The sequence below is a fragment of the Kribbella sp. NPDC050459 genome (assembly GCF_040655315.1).
GTDB lineage: Bacteria > Actinomycetota > Actinomycetes > Propionibacteriales > Kribbellaceae > Kribbella.
Genome location: NZ_JBFAJQ010000012.1, coordinates 137209 through 153672 on the forward strand (window position 1 = coordinate 137209; position 16464 = coordinate 153672).

The 16464-nt window shown below is 69.5% G+C and carries 15 protein-coding genes; 5 read left to right on the forward strand and 10 right to left on the reverse strand.

The annotated features are described in order from the left end of the window. Positions 1-3: 3 nt before the first annotated feature. Positions 4-486: a hypothetical protein gene (locus AB0I12_RS31845; RefSeq protein WP_359936486.1), complete on the forward strand. Its 483-nt coding sequence runs from the start codon at positions 4-6 to the stop codon at positions 484-486. Here AB0I12_RS31845 and AB0I12_RS31850 read toward each other — a convergent pair. From AB0I12_RS31850 to AB0I12_RS31860, 3 genes are all read right to left on the reverse strand, one after another. Then, the gene (locus AB0I12_RS31850; protein WP_359936489.1) at positions 483-1295 is read right to left on the reverse strand and encodes a hypothetical protein; all 813 of its coding nucleotides are present in this window, start codon (positions 1293-1295) and stop codon (positions 483-485) included. The genes AB0I12_RS31845 and AB0I12_RS31850 overlap by 4 nt on opposite strands. Beyond that, a complete protein-coding gene (locus AB0I12_RS31855; protein WP_359936492.1) occupies positions 1292-1837 on the reverse strand; it encodes a sigma-70 family RNA polymerase sigma factor in 546 nt (181 codons plus the stop codon). The genes AB0I12_RS31850 and AB0I12_RS31855 overlap by 4 nt, the downstream gene beginning before the upstream one ends. Before the next feature lie 74 nt (positions 1838-1911). Next, on the reverse strand, positions 1912-3765 hold the full coding sequence (locus AB0I12_RS31860; RefSeq protein ID WP_359936495.1) for a 5'-nucleotidase C-terminal domain-containing protein: 1854 nt from the start codon (positions 3763-3765) through the stop codon (positions 1912-1914). 114 nt (positions 3766-3879) lie between these two features. On the opposite strand from AB0I12_RS31860, the gene AB0I12_RS31865 reads away from it, so the two are divergent. After that, complete coding sequence (locus AB0I12_RS31865; RefSeq protein ID WP_359936498.1) at positions 3880-4677, forward strand: polysaccharide deacetylase family protein; 798 nt, start codon at positions 3880-3882, stop codon at positions 4675-4677. Here the strand turns inward: AB0I12_RS31865 and AB0I12_RS31870 are convergent. Genes AB0I12_RS31870 through AB0I12_RS31880 form a run of 3 tightly spaced genes read right to left on the reverse strand, consistent with a single transcriptional unit; the run spans position 4674 to position 7199 of the window. Beyond that, complete coding sequence (locus AB0I12_RS31870) at positions 4674-5267, reverse strand: hypothetical protein (protein WP_359936501.1); 594 nt, start codon at positions 5265-5267, stop codon at positions 4674-4676. The genes AB0I12_RS31865 and AB0I12_RS31870 overlap by 4 nt on opposite strands. Positions 5268-5292: 25 nt before the next feature. Beyond that, on the reverse strand, positions 5293-5982 hold the full coding sequence (locus AB0I12_RS31875) for a hypothetical protein (RefSeq protein WP_359936504.1): 690 nt from the start codon (positions 5980-5982) through the stop codon (positions 5293-5295). A 23-nt stretch (positions 5983-6005) separates the two neighbouring features. Then, a complete protein-coding gene (locus AB0I12_RS31880) occupies positions 6006-7199 on the reverse strand; it encodes a homogentisate 1,2-dioxygenase domain-containing protein (RefSeq protein ID WP_359936507.1) in 1194 nt (397 codons plus the stop codon). Positions 7200-7268: 69 nt separating this feature from the next. Between AB0I12_RS31880 and AB0I12_RS31885 the strand changes: the two genes are divergently transcribed. From AB0I12_RS31885 to AB0I12_RS31895, 3 genes are all read left to right on the forward strand, one after another. Beyond that, complete coding sequence (locus AB0I12_RS31885; protein ID WP_359936510.1) at positions 7269-8132, forward strand: hypothetical protein; 864 nt, start codon at positions 7269-7271, stop codon at positions 8130-8132. Next, positions 8133-9347: a fumarylacetoacetase gene (fahA, locus tag AB0I12_RS31890; protein ID WP_359936513.1), complete on the forward strand. Its 1215-nt coding sequence runs from the start codon at positions 8133-8135 to the stop codon at positions 9345-9347. 174 nt (positions 9348-9521) lie between these two features. Next, positions 9522-13274 (forward strand): endo-alpha-N-acetylgalactosaminidase family protein, encoded by a 3753-nt coding sequence (locus tag AB0I12_RS31895; protein ID WP_359936516.1) that lies wholly within the window; start codon positions 9522-9524, stop codon positions 13272-13274. 88 nt (positions 13275-13362) lie between these two features. Here AB0I12_RS31895 and AB0I12_RS31900 read toward each other — a convergent pair whose 3' ends face one another. The 4 genes from AB0I12_RS31900 to AB0I12_RS31915 form a co-directional block, all read right to left on the reverse strand. Beyond that, positions 13363-13767 (reverse strand): hypothetical protein, encoded by a 405-nt coding sequence (locus AB0I12_RS31900; RefSeq protein ID WP_359936519.1) that lies wholly within the window; start codon positions 13765-13767, stop codon positions 13363-13365. Positions 13768-13836: 69 nt separating this feature from the next. After that, positions 13837-15081 carry a HAMP domain-containing sensor histidine kinase gene (locus AB0I12_RS31905; protein WP_359936522.1) on the reverse strand — a complete coding sequence of 415 codons (1245 nt, stop codon included), beginning with the start codon at positions 15079-15081 and terminating at the stop codon, positions 13837-13839. After that, positions 15081-15779 (reverse strand): two-component system response regulator CseB, encoded by a 699-nt coding sequence (gene cseB, locus AB0I12_RS31910; protein WP_359936525.1) that lies wholly within the window; start codon positions 15777-15779, stop codon positions 15081-15083. Before cseB ends, AB0I12_RS31905 begins: the two co-directional genes overlap by 1 nt. Before the next feature lie 14 nt (positions 15780-15793). Further along, entirely contained in the window at positions 15794-16393 is a 600-nt protein-coding gene (locus AB0I12_RS31915) for a hypothetical protein (protein ID WP_359936528.1), read from the reverse strand. Positions 16394-16464: the final 71 nt, after the last annotated feature.

Genomic DNA, 16464 nt, shown 5'->3' on the forward strand with positions numbered 1-16464 from the left:
CGGATGAACACGCGGACCTGGGCGGGATCGATCGCCGGCATCGTCTTCCGCGCCCTGGGCATCGGTCTCGGCGTCGCGGTGGTGGTCGGCGTGATCGTGATGATCGTCCAGTCCCGGAGCTGCGTGCCGGAGGAGGACTGCCTGGCCACGGTGGGCGGCATCGCGTACGGCGCCCTCAGCGGCGGGATCACGGTCGCGCTCGCCGTACTGCTGCTGTCGATCCGCCGCGGCGTCGGCGCGATCTTCGGCGCCGGCGCCGCGGTCGGTTCGCTGGCCCTGCTCGCTTCCCCCTGGGGTGCGATCTTCGGGTGGGCCGAACCACTCGTGCTCCTCGCGGCGATCGCGGTCTCCGTCGCCGGGGTCCTGCAACGGTGCCACCAGCCGGCCGGCGACGGCGGCCGGCGGTGGTCACGCCCTTCGCGGACCTCGATGCTGGTCGCGACAGGCGTCGTACTCCTCGCTCTGCTCCCCCTGTGTCTCGACTAGCGCCTGGCTGAGGCGAAGAGGATGACCTGCTTGTCCTTCACCAGGAAGCCGTCCTTGACGAAGTACGTCGGTGGCACCGTCTTCGGGGACGAGGTCGTTCCGTTGGCGGAGACGCGGTACTCCGGGACGGTGTACCCGCGCTGCTGCAGGATCGCCAGCACCTGGGAGACCCGGAGGTTGCGGAACTTCACACCCTGCAAGGCCTCGCCGCGGCCGTCGATCGCGCCGGTGAAGGCGATCTGCTCGCCGGGCCGCGCGGCCCGGGCGATGACTAGGGCCGCCTCACCGGCGTAGCTCTTCGGAATCAGGAACTCCGGGACGCACGGGAAGGTGCCCGCCTGCGCACAGCCCGGCGGGTCGTCGGTCTGCTTGATGTTCGGCGAGTCGGGCCCGAACACGGCCGCGGGGCTCAACCCGACCGTCGACGGCGAACCGGGCATCAGTTCGAGGGTGATGTTCAGGTGGTGCTTCTTGAACTCCTTGTTGTACCGAGCGCTGTCGGCGTACGGGTCGACGATGCGAACCCTCAGGTAGTCCCCCTCGGCGTTGAACGACAACGCCGCGCCCAGCGCCTCCTGCCGGGAGTCGCCCGGCAGTTCGACAACGGTGACCGCCGCGGCCGCGACCACCGTCGCCGCAACGAGCGCCGGCACGAGACGACGCCGGACGGCGCCTTTCCGCGTTTTGACCGGGACCGGGGAGTTGCCGATCCGGGTCAGCATCTCGGCGCGGCTCTCCTGGCCGACCGAGGCGGCCGGATCGTCGCCGGCGATCGGATCCAAGGTGCGGAGCAGGTCGATCGTGTTCATGCGCGTTCTCCTCGGGTGCGAGCGGGCTCACGGCCCGGTGTGGTCTGGCTCATCAGGCGCTCGAGCCGTCGGCGAGCGCGGTGCAGCCGGACGGTCGCCGTACTGCGTGAACAACCCAGAACTGCCGCGAGTTGCGCGGTGTCGAGCCCCTCCCACGCGACCAGGGACAGCAGTTCGCGATCGCGGTCGGACAGCTGCCGGAAGACGTCCGCGGCGTGCCGGACCTCGAGACCGGTCTCGGGATCGGCCGGCACCGCGCGGAGGTCGTCGCGGAGCTTGTCGGCCAGGCCGTGCCGTCGCGTCTCACCCCGGCGGTGATTGGCGAGCACGCGGCGCGCCACGCCGTACAACCACGGCAGCGGGTGACCGTCGGGTATGTCGTGCAGGCGCCGCCAGGCGATCAGGAAGGTCTCGGCCACAAGATCCGCCGCGTCGGCCCGCACATCAAGCCGCCGCACGAAGTATCGAAGCACGTCATCGTGATGCTGGACGAACAACCGCTCGAAGCCCGCCAGCCGGGTCCCCGGGGGAGGATCGTCCATCAGATCCCCCTCCCGGGGCCGTGTCTGTATTCGCGTCATACCCCGTCTCTGTCCGGGATTCCGCGATTCTTACCTCAACTGGTGACCGTGATCGGGGTGCCGTTGGAGGTCAGGGACCAGTCGGTGGTGTGGAAGGTCTGCGGGTCCACTGTGCCGGTGGTGGTGACGTAGTCGATCATCAGTTGGCGGATCTCGACCTGGCGGTTGTAGACGACCGGGGCGGTCTTGACGTGGGGGAAGTTGCCGCCGCCGGACTGGCGGTAGTTGTTCACGGCGACCACGAACTGCTGGTCGGCGGCCACCGCCGTGCCGTCATAGGCGAGGTCTGCGATGCGTGCGCCGACCGGTTTGGCGATGTCGATCGTGTACGTGAGCGGCTTGGTCAGCCCGCCGAGGATGTCGTAGTTGTAGTCGGGCGTGCCGTTCGGCGCGGTCGAGGTCGGGGCGTTGGTGACCTGGTCGGACGGGAACGGACCGGTCCCGGTGACCTGCTTGAAGTACTGCGCGGAGAACTCCAGGTAGTCCTTGATCTGCGCGCCCGTCATCGTCACCCCGAGCAGCGTGTTGTCGAAGACGTACAGCCCGGCCACGTCCCGCACCGAGACGTCACCGGCCGGGATCGCCGCGGCCCGGTTGAACGGCGCCGCGATCGCCAGCACCGGCAGCGACGCCTGCGGCGTACCGCCGAGCGCCTTCGACACCGCGTCGGCCTGGACGAAGTTCACGAAGTCGAGCGCCGCGGTGTCCTCCCACGGCGCGGTGGCCGCGGACATCGCCGCAGTGCAGGTGCCGATCTTCGAGTTCACGTACTCGACGACCTTGTCGTGGTCCTTCTGCAGCAGCGCGACGACCTCCGGGTCGGCGGCGACGGAGTTCGCGTTCAGCACCTGGCCGTGCCGGCCGACGACCTTCCACTGCCCGCGGACCTTCTCCAGGTCGAGGTCGAACAGCGACAGCCGCATCCCCCACTTCAGCGGCTCACTCAGCACCACCTGCTCGCCGGTGCTCTTGTTCGTGACGAGTCGCTCGGGGATCTCCAGGTGCGCGTGCCCGACGAGGACCGCGTCGATCCCCGGGACGGTCTCGGCCATCAGCACCGACGCGTTCTCCGGATACGGCAGCGCGTCGCCGTACGACGAGGACAGGTCCATCCCGGAGTGCACCGCGGCGATCACGACGTCGGCGCCGGCCTGCCGGACGCGCGGCGCCCAGATCTTGGCCAGCTCGACGATGCCGCCGAACTTCAGCTTGTTCTCGACGTTCGCCTTGTCCCAGATCGCGATGCCGGGGTTGGTCAGCCCGAGGATGCCGACGGTGATCGGCTTCTCCCCCGGCACGTGCACCCGCTTGAGCGTGTACGGCGGGAACACCGGCAGGCCCGTGGTCCAGTCCTGGGCGTTCGCGCCGAGCAGCGGGAACCGCAGCTGCCGCTGGAACTTGCGGAGGATGTCGAGCCCGTAGTTGAACTCGTGGTTGCCGAGCGCCGCGGCGTCGTACCCGATCCGGTTCATCGCCGCGGCCATCGGATGGGTGTGGCCGCCGGTGATGGGCTCGATCTTCGCGAAGTAGTAGGCCAGCGGGGTGCCCTGGATCGTGTCCCCGGCGTCGAGCAGCAGCGGGCGCGGCGCGTGCCGGTCCGCGGCGATCCGGTCCCGGACCGCGCTGACCAGCGTGGAGATCTTGGCCAGGCCGATGTCGTTGTGCGCGCTGTCGTCGTACTCGGCGTTCTTGAAGTAGTCCCAGTTGAAGACGTTGCCGTGCAGGTCGGTGGTGCCCATCACGGTCAGCCGGACGGTCTTCCCGGACCCGTGCTCCGAGGTGCCGCCGGCGTACGCCGGGACCGCCTGGAAACCGGCCGCGGCCAGCGCTGCCGCGCCGCCGATCACCGTACGTCGTGTCATCGTGGTCCGCTCACCGCTGTCAGTCATCCGCCCCGCCTCACAGGTCCGCTCGCCGGGATCTCCGGCCCGACAGCACACGATACGGGCGACAACCCCCACCCGGTGCGAGGATGGCCCGGTGGCCGCGAGAACATACCGCCCATGACCAAGCCGCCCGGCAAACTGCTGCCGTTGGTCGCCGCCCTCCTCTGCGGTGCCGTCCTCGCCCAAGCCGCCACACCCTCAGACCACTCCGTCACGTCCGCTGCCGCGCCCGTCACCCAGACGCCGAGCCACGGGCTCCAGCCCGGCACCTCCAAGCGAGGCGAGCCGTCGTCGACCAAGCAGGCCGCGCAGCCCTCCCAGCCGGCCGTCAAACCCGCGGTTGCCAAGCCGCCGGCCGACGACTGGAACCTCGCGGCGCACGGGAAGGTGCTCTACCTGACCTTCGACGACGGCCCGCAGCGCGAGTGGACGCCGAAGGTCCTGCAGGTGCTGCGCAAGCACAAGGCGCAGGCGACGTTCTTCGTGCTCGGCATCCAGGTCGCGCAGTACCCGGAGCTGCTCGCGGCCGAGCGCGCCGCGGGGCACCACGTGGGCAACCACACGTGGGACCACAAGACGCTGACCCTGCTGCCGGACGCGAAGGTGCGGCAGGAGATCGCCACCGGCGTGAAGTCCAAGTGCCTGCGCCCGCCGACCGGCGCGACGAACGCGAAGATCGCGGCCATCGCGGCGGCGTACCGGCAGCGGCAGGTGCTCTGGGACGTCGACACGAAGGACTGGGAGAAGCCCGGCGCCGCGCACATCGAGCACGCGATCCTGGCCGGCGCCCGTCCCGGCGCGATCATCTTGATGCACGACGGCGGCGGCAACCGCTCCCAGACCGTCGCCGCCCTCGACCGGGCGCTGACCAAACTCACCAAGCTCGGCTACACGTACCGCGCCCTGCCCTGCTAGCTCACGACGGCGGCGTTGCCGTTGGAGAAGTAGCGGAGGGCCTGGTCGATCGCCTCGACGGGCTGGTCGAGTGACGGTACGCCGTACAGGCCGCCGTTCTTGACGAACTTGCTGGGCTGCAGCGTGGCCAGCGCGGCCGGTTGGTCGAGGCCGCTGACTCCGGGGCTCGTGGCTGTCACGCCGCGCTGCAGGACGACCCGCAGGACAGGCTGACCGGCCCGGCGCTCGCGCCGGAAGCCGATCACCGCAGGCCACGGCAGTACGACGGGAGCGGGCGCGCCCTCGACGCCGAGCTCCAGCGCGGCCGGCGTCATACGCATCGCGTACGGCGGGAGGTCTGCCCCGGCGTACCAGCGCTGCAGCCGGAAGGACTGGATGACGCTGACGAGCGGCAGCAGCAGGGACGCGATCATCAGCAGGCCGATGTACCAGGCGTCGCCGAGCAGGATCATCAGCCACACCGAGAGCACCAGGCCGATCGTGGTCATGACCACGACGATCGCGCCGCCGATCAGCCGGACCCGGCGGACGACGGCACGGCGGCGCAGCACCTCGTCGCGCCGCAGGCCGACCACGAAGCTCTCGTCCATGCCCCGAGCTTCGCAGGCCGGCAGGTCAGCGCTGGATGCCCGCGGCGCCGTTGGAGAAGTGTCTGAGCGCCTCGTCGATGACGTGCACGGGCTGGTCGAGGGCCTTGACCAGGAACATGCCGGTCGGGCGGAGCAGCGGGTTCGGCTTGACGACGCTCCGGACCGACGGCTGGTCCAAGCCGCGGACGCCTGCGGTCGTCGCGCTCACGCCGCGGGCCAGGGCCAGGTCCAGCGTGTACTGGCCGAGCAGCTTGTGCTGCGTGAAGCCGCGGACGGTCGCCCACGGGAGCACCACCGGGTACGCCGCGCCGTCGCAGGCCAGCTCGAGTCCCTTGGCGGAGATCCGCATCGCCACCGGCGGCAACTCGTTCGTGGCGTACCACTTGGTCCGCTCGGCCTGCACGCGGTACACCAGCACGGTGCTGAGCACCAGCGGGATCATTGCCAGGATCAACAACAGCGCGAACGGCCACATCCCGGACCCGCGGAACGCGACCAGCGCGTAGAGCGCGGCGACGATGCCGATCACGCCCAGCACGAGCGTCACCCACCCGCCCCGCCGCTCGACGGTCCGCACCACCTCACGCCGGCGCAGCACGGCCTCACGGTCGACACCGACCACGAACGGCCGTCCGGGATCGTGCGGTGGCTCCTGCACCAGCACCTCCGGACTGTCCTCTGTGACCTGCGAAACCGCGTCCCCGTCCTCACTCACAGGGGACAGAATCCCACAGACGCTCAGTCCTTGCGGCGACCCGCCCAGGTCCAGGCGTAGACGCCGTCGTCGACGGCCTGGCCGCCCTCGCCCAGTTCGAGCGGCCGGAAGGTGTCGACCATCACCGCGAGTTCCTCGAAACGCTCGGCGCCGAGCGACGCCTCGATCGCCGCCGGCTGCGGGCCGTGCGCGTACCCGCCGGGGTGCAGCGAGATCGACCCGAGCCCGATCCCGGAGCCCTTCCGCGCCTCGTAATCGCCGCCGCAGTAGAACATCACCTCGTCGGAATCGACGTTCGAGTGGTAGTAGGGCACCGGCACCGACAGCGGGTGATAGTCGACCTTCCGCGGCACGAAGTTGCAGACCACGAAGTTGTACCCCTCGAACACCTGGTGCACCGGCGGCGGCTGATGCACGCGCCCGGTGATCGGCTCGAAGTCGCTGACGTTGAACGTGTACGGGTACAGGCAGCCGTCCCAGCCGACCACGTCGAACGGGTGCGTCGCGTACGTCATCCGCGACCCGACGATCCCGCCGGGCCCGTTCCCGCGGTGCTTCACCAGCACCTCGACGTCGGTGCCCTCCACCACTAGCGGCTCGGCGGCCGGGTGCAGGTCACGCTCGCAGTACGGCGAGTGCTCGAGGAACTGGCCGTACCGGGACAGGTAGCGCTTCGGCGGCGCGATGTGCGAGTTGGCCTCGATGCAGTACGCGTGCACGCCCTCCGGCCCGGGCAGCCAGCGGTGTGTGGTCGCGCGCGGGATGATCACGTAGTCGCCCTGGACCGCGTTCAGGACGCCGAACACGGTCTCCACGGTCGCCGAGCCCTTCTCGACGTACACGCACTCGTCGCCGATCGCGTTGCGGTAGTACGGCGACGGCTGCTCCGCGACGACGTACGAGATCCGGACGTCACCGTTGCCGAGCACGAGCCGCCGGTCCTCCACGGCGTTCGACTTCGACGTGTCCGTGAACAGGTCGTGCAGCTTCAGGTGCCGCGGCGTCAGCGGATGGTTCGCGACGGTGGCGAGGTCCGGCAGGTCCCACACCTGTGAGTCGACGATCGCCGACGGTACGCCGGCGTGGTACAGCAGCGACGAGTCCGACGAGAACCCCTCCTCCCCCATCAGCTCCTCGTAGTACAGCCCGCCGTCCGGCTTCCGGAACTGCGTGTGCCGCTTGGGTGGAACCTCGCCGACCTGCCGGTAGTACGCCATCTCATCCTGCCTATCCGATAATCGAACGCTTGCGTCCGCTTACCGAAAGCATCCGTTAGGCTCTGGAGCATGTCAACCGTCCCTGCCCTGTTCCGGCACCTGGTCGACGACGCGTCGATGTTCCCGCCGGGCAACCTGCCGCTGGTCGAGGCCGTCGCTACGCACCAGGCACACCGCGCAGCGCCGTACGCCGACCTGGTCGGCCCGTTCGTCTGCACCGACCGGGACCTGATGAAGGTCGCCGAGGCGGCTGCGCGCGCGAAGCCCGGCGCGGTCTCCGGCCCGTTGCGGGTGTCGGTGGTGATCTCCGGCGGTGCGGGCGGGATCGAGCCGGCCGTGCGGTGGGGCGATCGCTCCAAGGACGTCGAGGTGACCGCGGTCGAGGTGCGGTTGCGGGACGAGGACGACTTGTCCCGCAACGCGCTCCGCGTGGTCCGCGCGTGCGACGACTGTCTCGACGAGGAGACCGCGTACGTCGAGATCGGCCTGGAGGGCGCCTGGGAACGCGCCCTGGACGTCGTCGCCGACGCCGGCTACGCCGCCAAGCTCCGCACCGGCGGCCTCGACGCGTCACTGTTCCCGTCGGAGGACCAGGTCGCCGCGTTCATCACCGCCTGCCTCGACCGCGAAGTGGCCTTCAAGTGCACCGCCGGGCTCCACAACGCGGTCCGCCATACCGCGGCGGACTCGGGTTTCGAGCACCACGGCTTCCTGAACGTGCTGCTGGCGACCCGCGCCTCGCTGGACGGGGCGTCCACCGACGAGGTGGCCGCCGTGCTGGCTGAGCGACAGGGCGCCGGGCTGGCGGTGCGCGCACGCGAACTCTCCGACGAGCAGGCGGCGAGCACCCGCCGGTGGTTCACGTCGTTCGGCTCGTGCAGCATCGAGGAGCCCCGCACCGACCTGACGACCTTGCGGCTGATGGAGGACTGAATGAGCTGGATCGAGATCCCGGACGGTTCGCCGTTCGGGCCGGACAACCTGCCGCTCGGCGTGTTCCGGCACGGGGACGAGGAGCCGCGGGTCGGCGCCGCGATCGGCGACCAGATCATCGATCTCGCGCCGGTCGCGTCCGCGCAGATGCTGGACGGCGCGCAACTGTTCGCCGAGCCGACGCTGAACCCGTTCCTCGCGCTCGGCCGCCCGGCCTGGCGGGCCACCCGGAACTGGCTGCTCGACCTGGTCCGGAACCCGAACGACCGGGACGTCGTCGAGCCGCACCTGATCCCGCAGGCCGCGGTCACCATGCAGCTGCCGTTCGAGGTCGGCGACTACGTCGACTTCTACGCCTCCGAGCAGCACGCGTCGAACCTCGGCCGGCTGTTCCGCCCGGACTCCGAGCCGCTGTTGCCGAACTGGAAGCACCTCCCGGTCGGGTATCACGGCCGCGCCGGCACGATCGTTGTCAGCGGCACCGACATCGTCCGGCCGTCCGGTCAGCGCAAGGCGCCGGACGCCGCGGCGCCGACCTTCGGGCCGTCCCAGCGGCTCGACATCGAGGTCGAGCTCGGCTACGTCGTCGGGACGCCGTCGACGCTCGGAAAGCCTGTGTCCGTTGACGATTTCGAGGAGCATGTGTACGGCGTGGTCGTCGTCAACGACTGGTCCGCGCGCGACCTCCAGGCCTGGGAGTACGTCCCGCTCGGCCCGTTCCTCGGCAAGTCCTTCGCCACGTCGATCTCGCCCTGGGTCGTGTCCCTCGACGCCCTGGCCGACTCCGCCGTCCCCCTCCCGCCGCAGGATCCGCCCGTCCTTCCGTATCTGGCCGGCCAAAGCCTGACGAATTTCGACATCACCTTCGAGGTGAGGCTGAACGGCCACCTCGTGAGCACCCCGCCGTACCGCGACATCTACTGGTCCGCCGCGCAGATGCTCGCCCACATGACCGTCAACGGCGCCACCGTCCGCACCGGTGACCTCTACGCCTCCGGCACCGTCAGCGGCGCCGAGAAGAACCAGCGCGGCTCCTTCATCGAGCTGAGCTGGGGCGGCCGCGAGCCGCTGATCGTCGACGGCAAGGAACACACGTTCCTGGAAGACGGCGACGAGGTCACCATCACCGCCTGGGCGACGACAGCCAGCGGATCCCGCCTCGGCCTCGGCGAGGTCACCGGCCGCATCACCCCCGCCCACACCCCACCAGCCTGACCCTCCGCCCCTCCCTCCCACCGACGTCTTTGGGCCCTCACCAACCATTCGCGAGCGGCCGAAACGGTTGGCGCGAGCCCAAAGTGGAGCCTTCGAGCGGAAAAGTGGGGTGAAGATGTTCATTAGTGTTCGTTTCTCTTGACGAAGTTGCGGTTGCGTGCGAACTTCTTCGACATGAAACGTTCAGTGGGGTGTGGAGTACTGGCTGTAGCGCTGGCCGCCGGTGTGCTGAGCGTGCCCTCCGGGGCGCACGCCGCCGGTGAGCTGACGCTGCGGTCCGCGGAATTGACGGTCACCGTCGGGTCGGACTTCCCGCGGGTGATCAAGTACGCCGACAATGCCTCCGGGCAGTCCCTCGGCGGACAGCCGGACGCGCTCTCGACGGTCACGATCGACGGCACGGCCCGCACCGCGCATCTCGCGGCGGCGCCGACGGTCGAGGGCGGGCGCGCGTCGTACAGGCTGGCCTTCGACGCCCTGCCCGGTGTCGAGCTGGACGCCAGCCTGAGCCTGGCCGGCCGGGTGACGACGTTCGCGATCGACGCGGTGCGCGACACCGACGCGAGCCGCGTGCACACGATCGACATCCCCGACCACGACCTGGTCTCGGTGGCGAGCACGGACACCGGCGCGACCACCGCGTTCACCACGCTGGACCCGGACTCGACGCGCACGGCCGACAAGATCACGCCGGTCACCGCGGCCACTCCGGGCGAGGCGGCCGCGACCGGCGCGACGTACGCGTTCGTCAACACCAGCGGCCTGGCGGCGGGCATCGAGTCGAACTCGACGTACGACAAGCCGTCCGGGCAGTCGGTCGACGACGGCGCCCGGTTCTGGCACCGCGCCCGCAAGGCGTCCGACGGCAGCACCCGCGTCGGCGTCTGGAGCGGCCAGTGGACGTACCGCGCCGACACCTCGCCGTACACCGAACCGCTGCCCTGGGCGAAGGTCGTCGTCACCCCCGACGCGAACCAGGACCAGACGGTGGACTGGGAGGACGGCGCGGTCGCGTTCCGCTCGATCATGACCGAGCCGAACGGCGGCGACCAGGTGCAGAACCGGGTGGTCACGCACATCCCGTTCAACTTCGCCAGCCAGGCCACGCACCCGTTCCTGCGCACGCTCGACGACGTCAAGCGGATCTCGCTGGCCACCGACGGCCTCGGCCAGCTGGCGATCCTGAAGGGGTACGGCGCCGAGGGCCACGACTCCGCCCATCCGGACTACGGCGGCAACTACAACACCCGCGCCGGCGGCCTCACCGACCTGAACACGCTGCTCACGCAGGGCAAGTCCTGGAACGCGGCGTTCGGCGTCCACGTGAACGCGACCGAGTCCTACCCCGAGGCGAACGCGTTCAGCGAGGAGCTGGTCGACAAGAACGCCAAGGGCTGGAACTGGCTGAACCAGAGCTACTACATCAAGCAGCGCCCGGATCTTGCCTCCGGCAACATCGTCAAGCGGTTCCAGCAGCTCCGCGACGAGACCGACAAGAACCTGCAGGAGCTGTACATCGACGTGTACTACCAGTCCGGCTGGCTCGCCGACGGTCTGACCCGGCAGCTCGCCGGCCAGGGCTGGCAGGTCGCGACCGAGTGGGCCGACCGGCACGAGCGGACGTCGCTGTGGTCGCACTGGGCCAACGACCTGGACTACGGCGGCCCGACCAACAAGGGCCTGAACTCGAAGATCATCCGGTTCGTCCGCAACCACGAGAAGGACGTCTGGAACAGCGACCCGATCCTTGGCCAGTCCGCCATCGTCGAGTTCGAGGGCTGGACCGGTGAGACCGACTGGAACGCGTTCTACACCAACATCTGGCAGCGCAACCTGCCCGCGAAGTTCCTGCAGCAGCAGAAGATCCTGGACTGGAACAGCACCGACATCGCCTTCAGCGGCGGCATCCGCGGTGCGGTGGAGAACGGCAAGCGGACCGTGTACGCCGGGAACGCGAAGGTGCTCGACGGCGACAAGTACCTGCTGCCGTGGGACAACAACAAGAAGCTGTACCACTACAACCCGGCCGGCGGTCGCACCACCTGGCAGCTGCCCGCCGCATTCGCCGGCGTCAGCACCTTCACCGCCTACCAACTGTCGGACACCGGCCGCACAAAGCCGACCACCATCCGCGCCCAGCACGGGACCGTCACGCTCGACGCGATCCCGGGCAAGCCGTACGTGATCTACCCGGTGGCCGCGCCGAGCCCGAAGAACCCTGCCTGGGGTGAGAGCAGCCACGTCCAGGACCCTGGTTTCAACGCCGGCAACCTGGACGCCTGGAACCCCACCGGCGGCACGAAGCTCGCCACCCTCGAGAACGGCCAGCACGTGGCCCAGCTCGGTACGAAGGCGTCGTCGATCCGCCAGCGCCTGACCGGCCTGACCCGTGGTCGCACCTACAGCGCGTCCGCCTGGGTGGAGGTCGAGCCGGGGAAGTCACGGACGACGACACTGACCGTGGACGGCGTGCGCAACGAGGTCGGCCGGTCGACCGCGCAGAACATGGTTGCCTCCGACGACAAGCACGACGCGTACTACCAGCGGGCGCGAGTCGTCTTCGAAGCAAAGGGAAGCACCGCTGACCTGACCATCTCGGCAGCTGCCGGCTCGCCGCAGGTGCGCGTGGATGACGTGCGGGTCGTGGAGACCCAGCGTGCCGCGGCAGGGCTGGTTGACGACTTCGAGAACGTCGACCAGGGCTGGGGCCCGTTCGTGAAGGGTGATGCCGGCGGCGTCACGGATCCGCGGACAGTGCTCGCGCCGAAGCACGCGCCGTACACCCAGGCGGGCTGGAACGGGAAGCTCGTCGACGACGTGCTCGACGGCAATTGGTCGCTCAAGTCGCACGAGGAGAACCAGGGCCTCGTCTACCGGACCGCGCCGTGGACGGTGAACTTCCAGCCGGGCCACAAGTACAAGGTCAGCTTCGACTACGAGAGCGGCCGCGCCGGCCAGTACGCGTGGGTCCAGGGTGTCGACCGGCCCGCGTCCGTCGAGGTGAAGTCCACCCCGATCGGCGAGCAGCGGACCAAGGCGACGTTCGGCCAGGAGTTCGTGGCCGGGTGCGGCGGGGACTACTGGGTCGGTCTGCGCAAGCTCGCCGACGGCGGCGACCAGGCCGACTTCGTCATCGACAACTTCGCGGTCACCGATCTCGGGACCACGTCGGAGCCGGCGGACTGTACGTCGGTCGCGGTGTCCGGGCTGACCGGTCTCGTGTCCGGCGAGGCGAACACGGTGACCACCACGTTCACCAACAACGACGTGGTTGCTGCGAGCAACATCACGCTCGGCCTCAGCGCGCCCGACGGCTGGACCGTCACCGCGACCACGCCGGCGACGTACGCGACCGTTGCAGCGGGCACCAGCGTGACGACGACGTGGGACGTGACTCCCCCGGCCGGTACACCGGAGGGCAAGTACCCGCTGACCGCGACCGGTGGTCAGGCGACGATCAGCTCCGAGGCCGTCGTGCTGCCGCCGGGAATCGTTCCGCAGTCGCGGATCAAGGTGGTCGACGTGAGCAGCGAGGACGTCGCCACGGGCGGCGCCGCCACGATGGCGCTGGACGGAAACCCCAGCACCATCTGGCATTCCGCCTGGTCGCAGGTCAGTACGCCGGCCGGTTACCCGCACCACATGACGCTCGACCTGGGATCGACGTACCAGGTGAACGGATTCAGCTACCTGCCCCGGCAGAGTGGCACGAACGGGATGTTCAAGGGGTACGAGATCTACGTCAGCGCCGACGGCCAGGACTGGGGTACGCCGGTCGCGACGGGCCAGTTCCCGAACTCCACCGCCGTCCAGCGGGTCGACTTCACCGCCAAGCCCGGCCGGTACGTGAAGTTCGTCGGCACGAGCTCACTCAACGGCGCCGTCTTCGGCTCCGCCGCAGAGTTCAACGTCTACGGCGTTCACTGACGCGGATCAGGGGACAGCCGCCGGGGTCTGGAGACAGGAAATAGCTTGTCTCCAGACCCCGTGCGTTGTCCTCACCCCGTGACGCGGGCTACTTGGTGATGGTTACCGAGACCGGCGCGGACGCGGTGTTCGCCGCGACGACGCGGAACTTGTTCACGCCGACCCGGCCGCTCTGCACCCAGACCGAGTAGGTCGCCCGGCTGGTGACCTTGGTGGTGGCCGGGAAGTTGACCCACTTGCCGTTCTCCAGTCGCTGCACCTGGACCACGGTGTTCGTCGCGATGCCGGAGGTCTTGCCGGTGAAGGAGACCTTCGTCCAGGCCTTCGCGGTGGCCTTGTCGGACTTGATCGTGATCGACTTCGCTGCGATCGAGGCGCTGGTGCCGGTGGTGGCGGCGTTGGCCTGCAGCGCGCCGGCGATGCCGAGGCCTCCGGCGGCCAGTGCGGCACCTGCGATGACGGCGGCGGTACGGCGGATGAGCTGAGTGCGCATGATGTCTGGTTTCCCCTCGTTTTGTTGGTGTTACAGAGGAACAGACGCGGGCCCACCGGCAAAGGTTTGTTACGGCTCCGTCTCAGGTCCGGCCGGCAGAACGAGCCGGGCGAGCGCGCCGCCGCCGGGCGCTTCGCCGAAGGTCAGCTCGGCGCCGAGCACCTTGGCGTGGCCGGCCGCAATGGTCAGGCCGAGGCCGTGCCCCACACCGCGCTCGGCCACCCCGGACCGGAACCGGCGCGGGCCCTCGGCAATCAACTCCTCGGGGTATCCGTTGCCGTGGTCAACGACCGCGACGGTCCGGCCGCTGACCGTGACCTCGACCGGCGGCTTGCCGTGCCGCAGCCCGTTGACGATCAGGTTGGCCAGGATCCGCTCGATCCGCCGGGAGTCGGTCGACACCGTCTCGTCGGGCCCGACCTGGCACACGACCACGCTGTCCGGGGCGATCGCCTGCTGCATCCGCAACCGGCCGACCGCCGAGCCGACGAACGCACCGAGGCCGACCAACTCCAGGTCGGCCTGCTCCACCCCCGAGTCGAACCGCGCGATCTCGAGCAGATCCTCGACCAGCCGCCGCAGTACCTTGGCCCGGTCGCGCACCAGCTCACTCGGACGGCCCGGCGGAAGCAGCTCGGCCGCGGTGGTCAGGCCGGTCACCGGCGTCCGCAGGTCGTGGGCGACGTCCGCGGTGAAGCGGCGCTCCGCCTCGAGCTGACCGCGCAGCGAGCTGGCCATCGTGTCGAGGGCGGTCGCCAGCGACTGCACCTCGTCCTTGCCCTTGCCGACGGCTTCCGCCGCGGACGCGTCCAGGTCGCCGGCCGCGATCCGCCGCGCCGTCCCCGCGACCGCGACGATCCGTTTCGACAGGCTGCCGGCCAGGATCACGCTGACCAGCGCGACCAGTGTCACGGTGCCGATCCCGCCGAGGATCAAGGCCTGCTGCAACGCCTTCATCGAGTCGTCGGTGCTCTCGTAGTCCTGCTCGATCGACAGCACCTTGCCGTCCTTGACCGCGACCGCCGCCCACATCTTCGCGTGCGGCGACCCGGTCTTGAACGTGGCGCGCTTGCCTTCGAGCACGGCCTCGCGCAGCTGCGGCGGCAGGTCCGGATCGTCGACCTTCGCCCCGAACACCGGTACGTCGTTGGTGTCGTAGCTCTGCGCCGCGAGCTGGATCCGCTCGTCGGCGAAGCTGCGCGTGCGGTCCAACCGGGCCGACTGGGCCTGGGTGTAGACCGCGACGCACAGGACCAGGATCGCGAGCGACGAGACCAGCAGGAAGATGAGACCGAGCTTGCCGCGGAGGCCCATCAGGCTCTGAGTTTGTACCCGAAGCCGCGGACGGTTTCGATGCGATCGGCACCGATCTTGGTCCGCAGCCGCTGCAGGTGGACATCGACCAGCCGGCCGTCGCCACCCCACTCGTAGTCCCAAACCCGCTGCAGCAGCGTCGACCGGCTCAGCACCACACCCGGGTTGTTCGCGAACTCGATCAGCAGCTTGAGCTCGGTCGGCGTCAGCTGGACGGTCTGACCGCCACGCCGCACCTCCAGCGCCTCGCGGTCCAGCTCCAGGTCGCCGAACGACTCCACGCCGGAGCCGGCCGCCGGCGCCGGGCGCTCCGGGTCGGAGACCGCGCGCCGCATCACCGCCCGCAGCCGTGCCACCAGGACCTGCGTGTCGAACGGTTTGGTCACGTAGTCGTCCGCGCCCGCTTCCAGGCCGAGTACGACGTCGAGCGCGTCACCGCGGGCCGAGACCATCACGATCGGGACCGTGCTGGTCTCGCGGATCCGTCGGCACACCGAGATCCCGTCCAGCCCGTGCAGCATGATGTCCAGCATCACGACGTCCGGGTGGATCTTCTCGAATCGCTCGATCGCCTCCAGGCCGTCCTCGGCCGTGGTCACGTCGTAGCCGTGACGCTCGAGGGTCAGTTGGGTCGCCTCACGAATCACCGCGTCGTCCTCGACCATGAGGATCTGCGCTGCCGGTTCTTCCGGTACCACGAACTTCAGTCTCCCTACTGATCCGTCGAGCTCACCTTGATCATCTGCCGGCCGTTCCAACGGTAGACCTCGACCCGCCGGCCCGACGGGCAGCAGACCGGGTCGTCGATCGTCCAGATCTTCGACTCGACCACCAGGTCACCTTGCGGGCTGGCGTTCACGGTCGGTTGCTCGACGTCCAGGATCCAGACCGGTCGCGGGCCCGAGGGCTCGACGGCGATCAGGAAGATACCGAAGACGAACTTCTCCAGGGTATGGATGAGGATTATCTGTTGGGGTGTACCGCTGTGCAATACATCAACGGTCTTACCCCTGCTGAGGCAACGCGAAATCACGGTGCAATTCGAGAGCACCGACCGCGGGTACCTGCCGAGCCGCGGGTCGGCGAGCAGCGCGGCCCGGACTTTGTACAGGTCAACGGCCACTTCCGGGGTCCGGCCGGGGTGCGGGGAGGTGCTGCCGGTGCCGAACGCGACCGTCGGCGTCGGGGTGTCCGGCGGGGGCGACTCAGGCCCTTCGACCCGCAGACCGCCGCCGTTCGCACACGCGGACAGCGCCGCCGTCGCGATCACGGCGGCGACAACAGGCAGCACGGTACGGCGCCACAGACCCATCGGGCGCCTCCTACCCTGCATCCGGTCCCCCCGCGAATTAATACACGTCCTCACTTCCATGGTCCTGGCCG

What these genes read in the sequence shown, in the direction of transcription:
- AB0I12_RS31845 (WP_359936486.1), top strand. Translation starts at nt 4, where the DNA reads ATGAACACGCGGACCTGGGCGGGATCGATCGCCGGCATCGTCTTCCGC.
- AB0I12_RS31850 (WP_359936489.1), bottom strand. Translation starts at nt 1,295, where the DNA reads ATGAACACGATCGACCTGCTCCGCACCTTGGATCCGATCGCCGGCGAC.
- AB0I12_RS31855 (WP_359936492.1), bottom strand. Translation starts at nt 1,837, where the DNA reads ATGGACGATCCTCCCCCGGGGACCCGGCTGGCGGGCTTCGAGCGGTTG.
- AB0I12_RS31860 (WP_359936495.1), bottom strand. Translation starts at nt 3,765, where the DNA reads ATGACTGACAGCGGTGAGCGGACCACGATGACACGACGTACGGTGATC.
- AB0I12_RS31865 (WP_359936498.1), top strand. Translation starts at nt 3,880, where the DNA reads ATGACCAAGCCGCCCGGCAAACTGCTGCCGTTGGTCGCCGCCCTCCTC.
- AB0I12_RS31870 (WP_359936501.1), bottom strand. Translation starts at nt 5,267, where the DNA reads ATGGACGAGAGCTTCGTGGTCGGCCTGCGGCGCGACGAGGTGCTGCGC.
- AB0I12_RS31880 (WP_359936507.1), bottom strand. Translation starts at nt 7,199, where the DNA reads ATGGCGTACTACCGGCAGGTCGGCGAGGTTCCACCCAAGCGGCACACG.
- AB0I12_RS31885 (WP_359936510.1), top strand. Translation starts at nt 7,269, where the DNA reads ATGTCAACCGTCCCTGCCCTGTTCCGGCACCTGGTCGACGACGCGTCG.
- fahA (WP_359936513.1), top strand. Translation starts at nt 8,133, where the DNA reads ATGAGCTGGATCGAGATCCCGGACGGTTCGCCGTTCGGGCCGGACAAC.
- AB0I12_RS31895 (WP_359936516.1), top strand. Translation starts at nt 9,522, where the DNA reads ATGAAACGTTCAGTGGGGTGTGGAGTACTGGCTGTAGCGCTGGCCGCC.
- AB0I12_RS31900 (WP_359936519.1), bottom strand. Translation starts at nt 13,767, where the DNA reads ATGCGCACTCAGCTCATCCGCCGTACCGCCGCCGTCATCGCAGGTGCC.
- AB0I12_RS31905 (WP_359936522.1), bottom strand. Translation starts at nt 15,081, where the DNA reads ATGGGCCTCCGCGGCAAGCTCGGTCTCATCTTCCTGCTGGTCTCGTCG.
- AB0I12_RS31915 (WP_359936528.1), bottom strand. Translation starts at nt 16,393, where the DNA reads ATGGGTCTGTGGCGCCGTACCGTGCTGCCTGTTGTCGCCGCCGTGATC.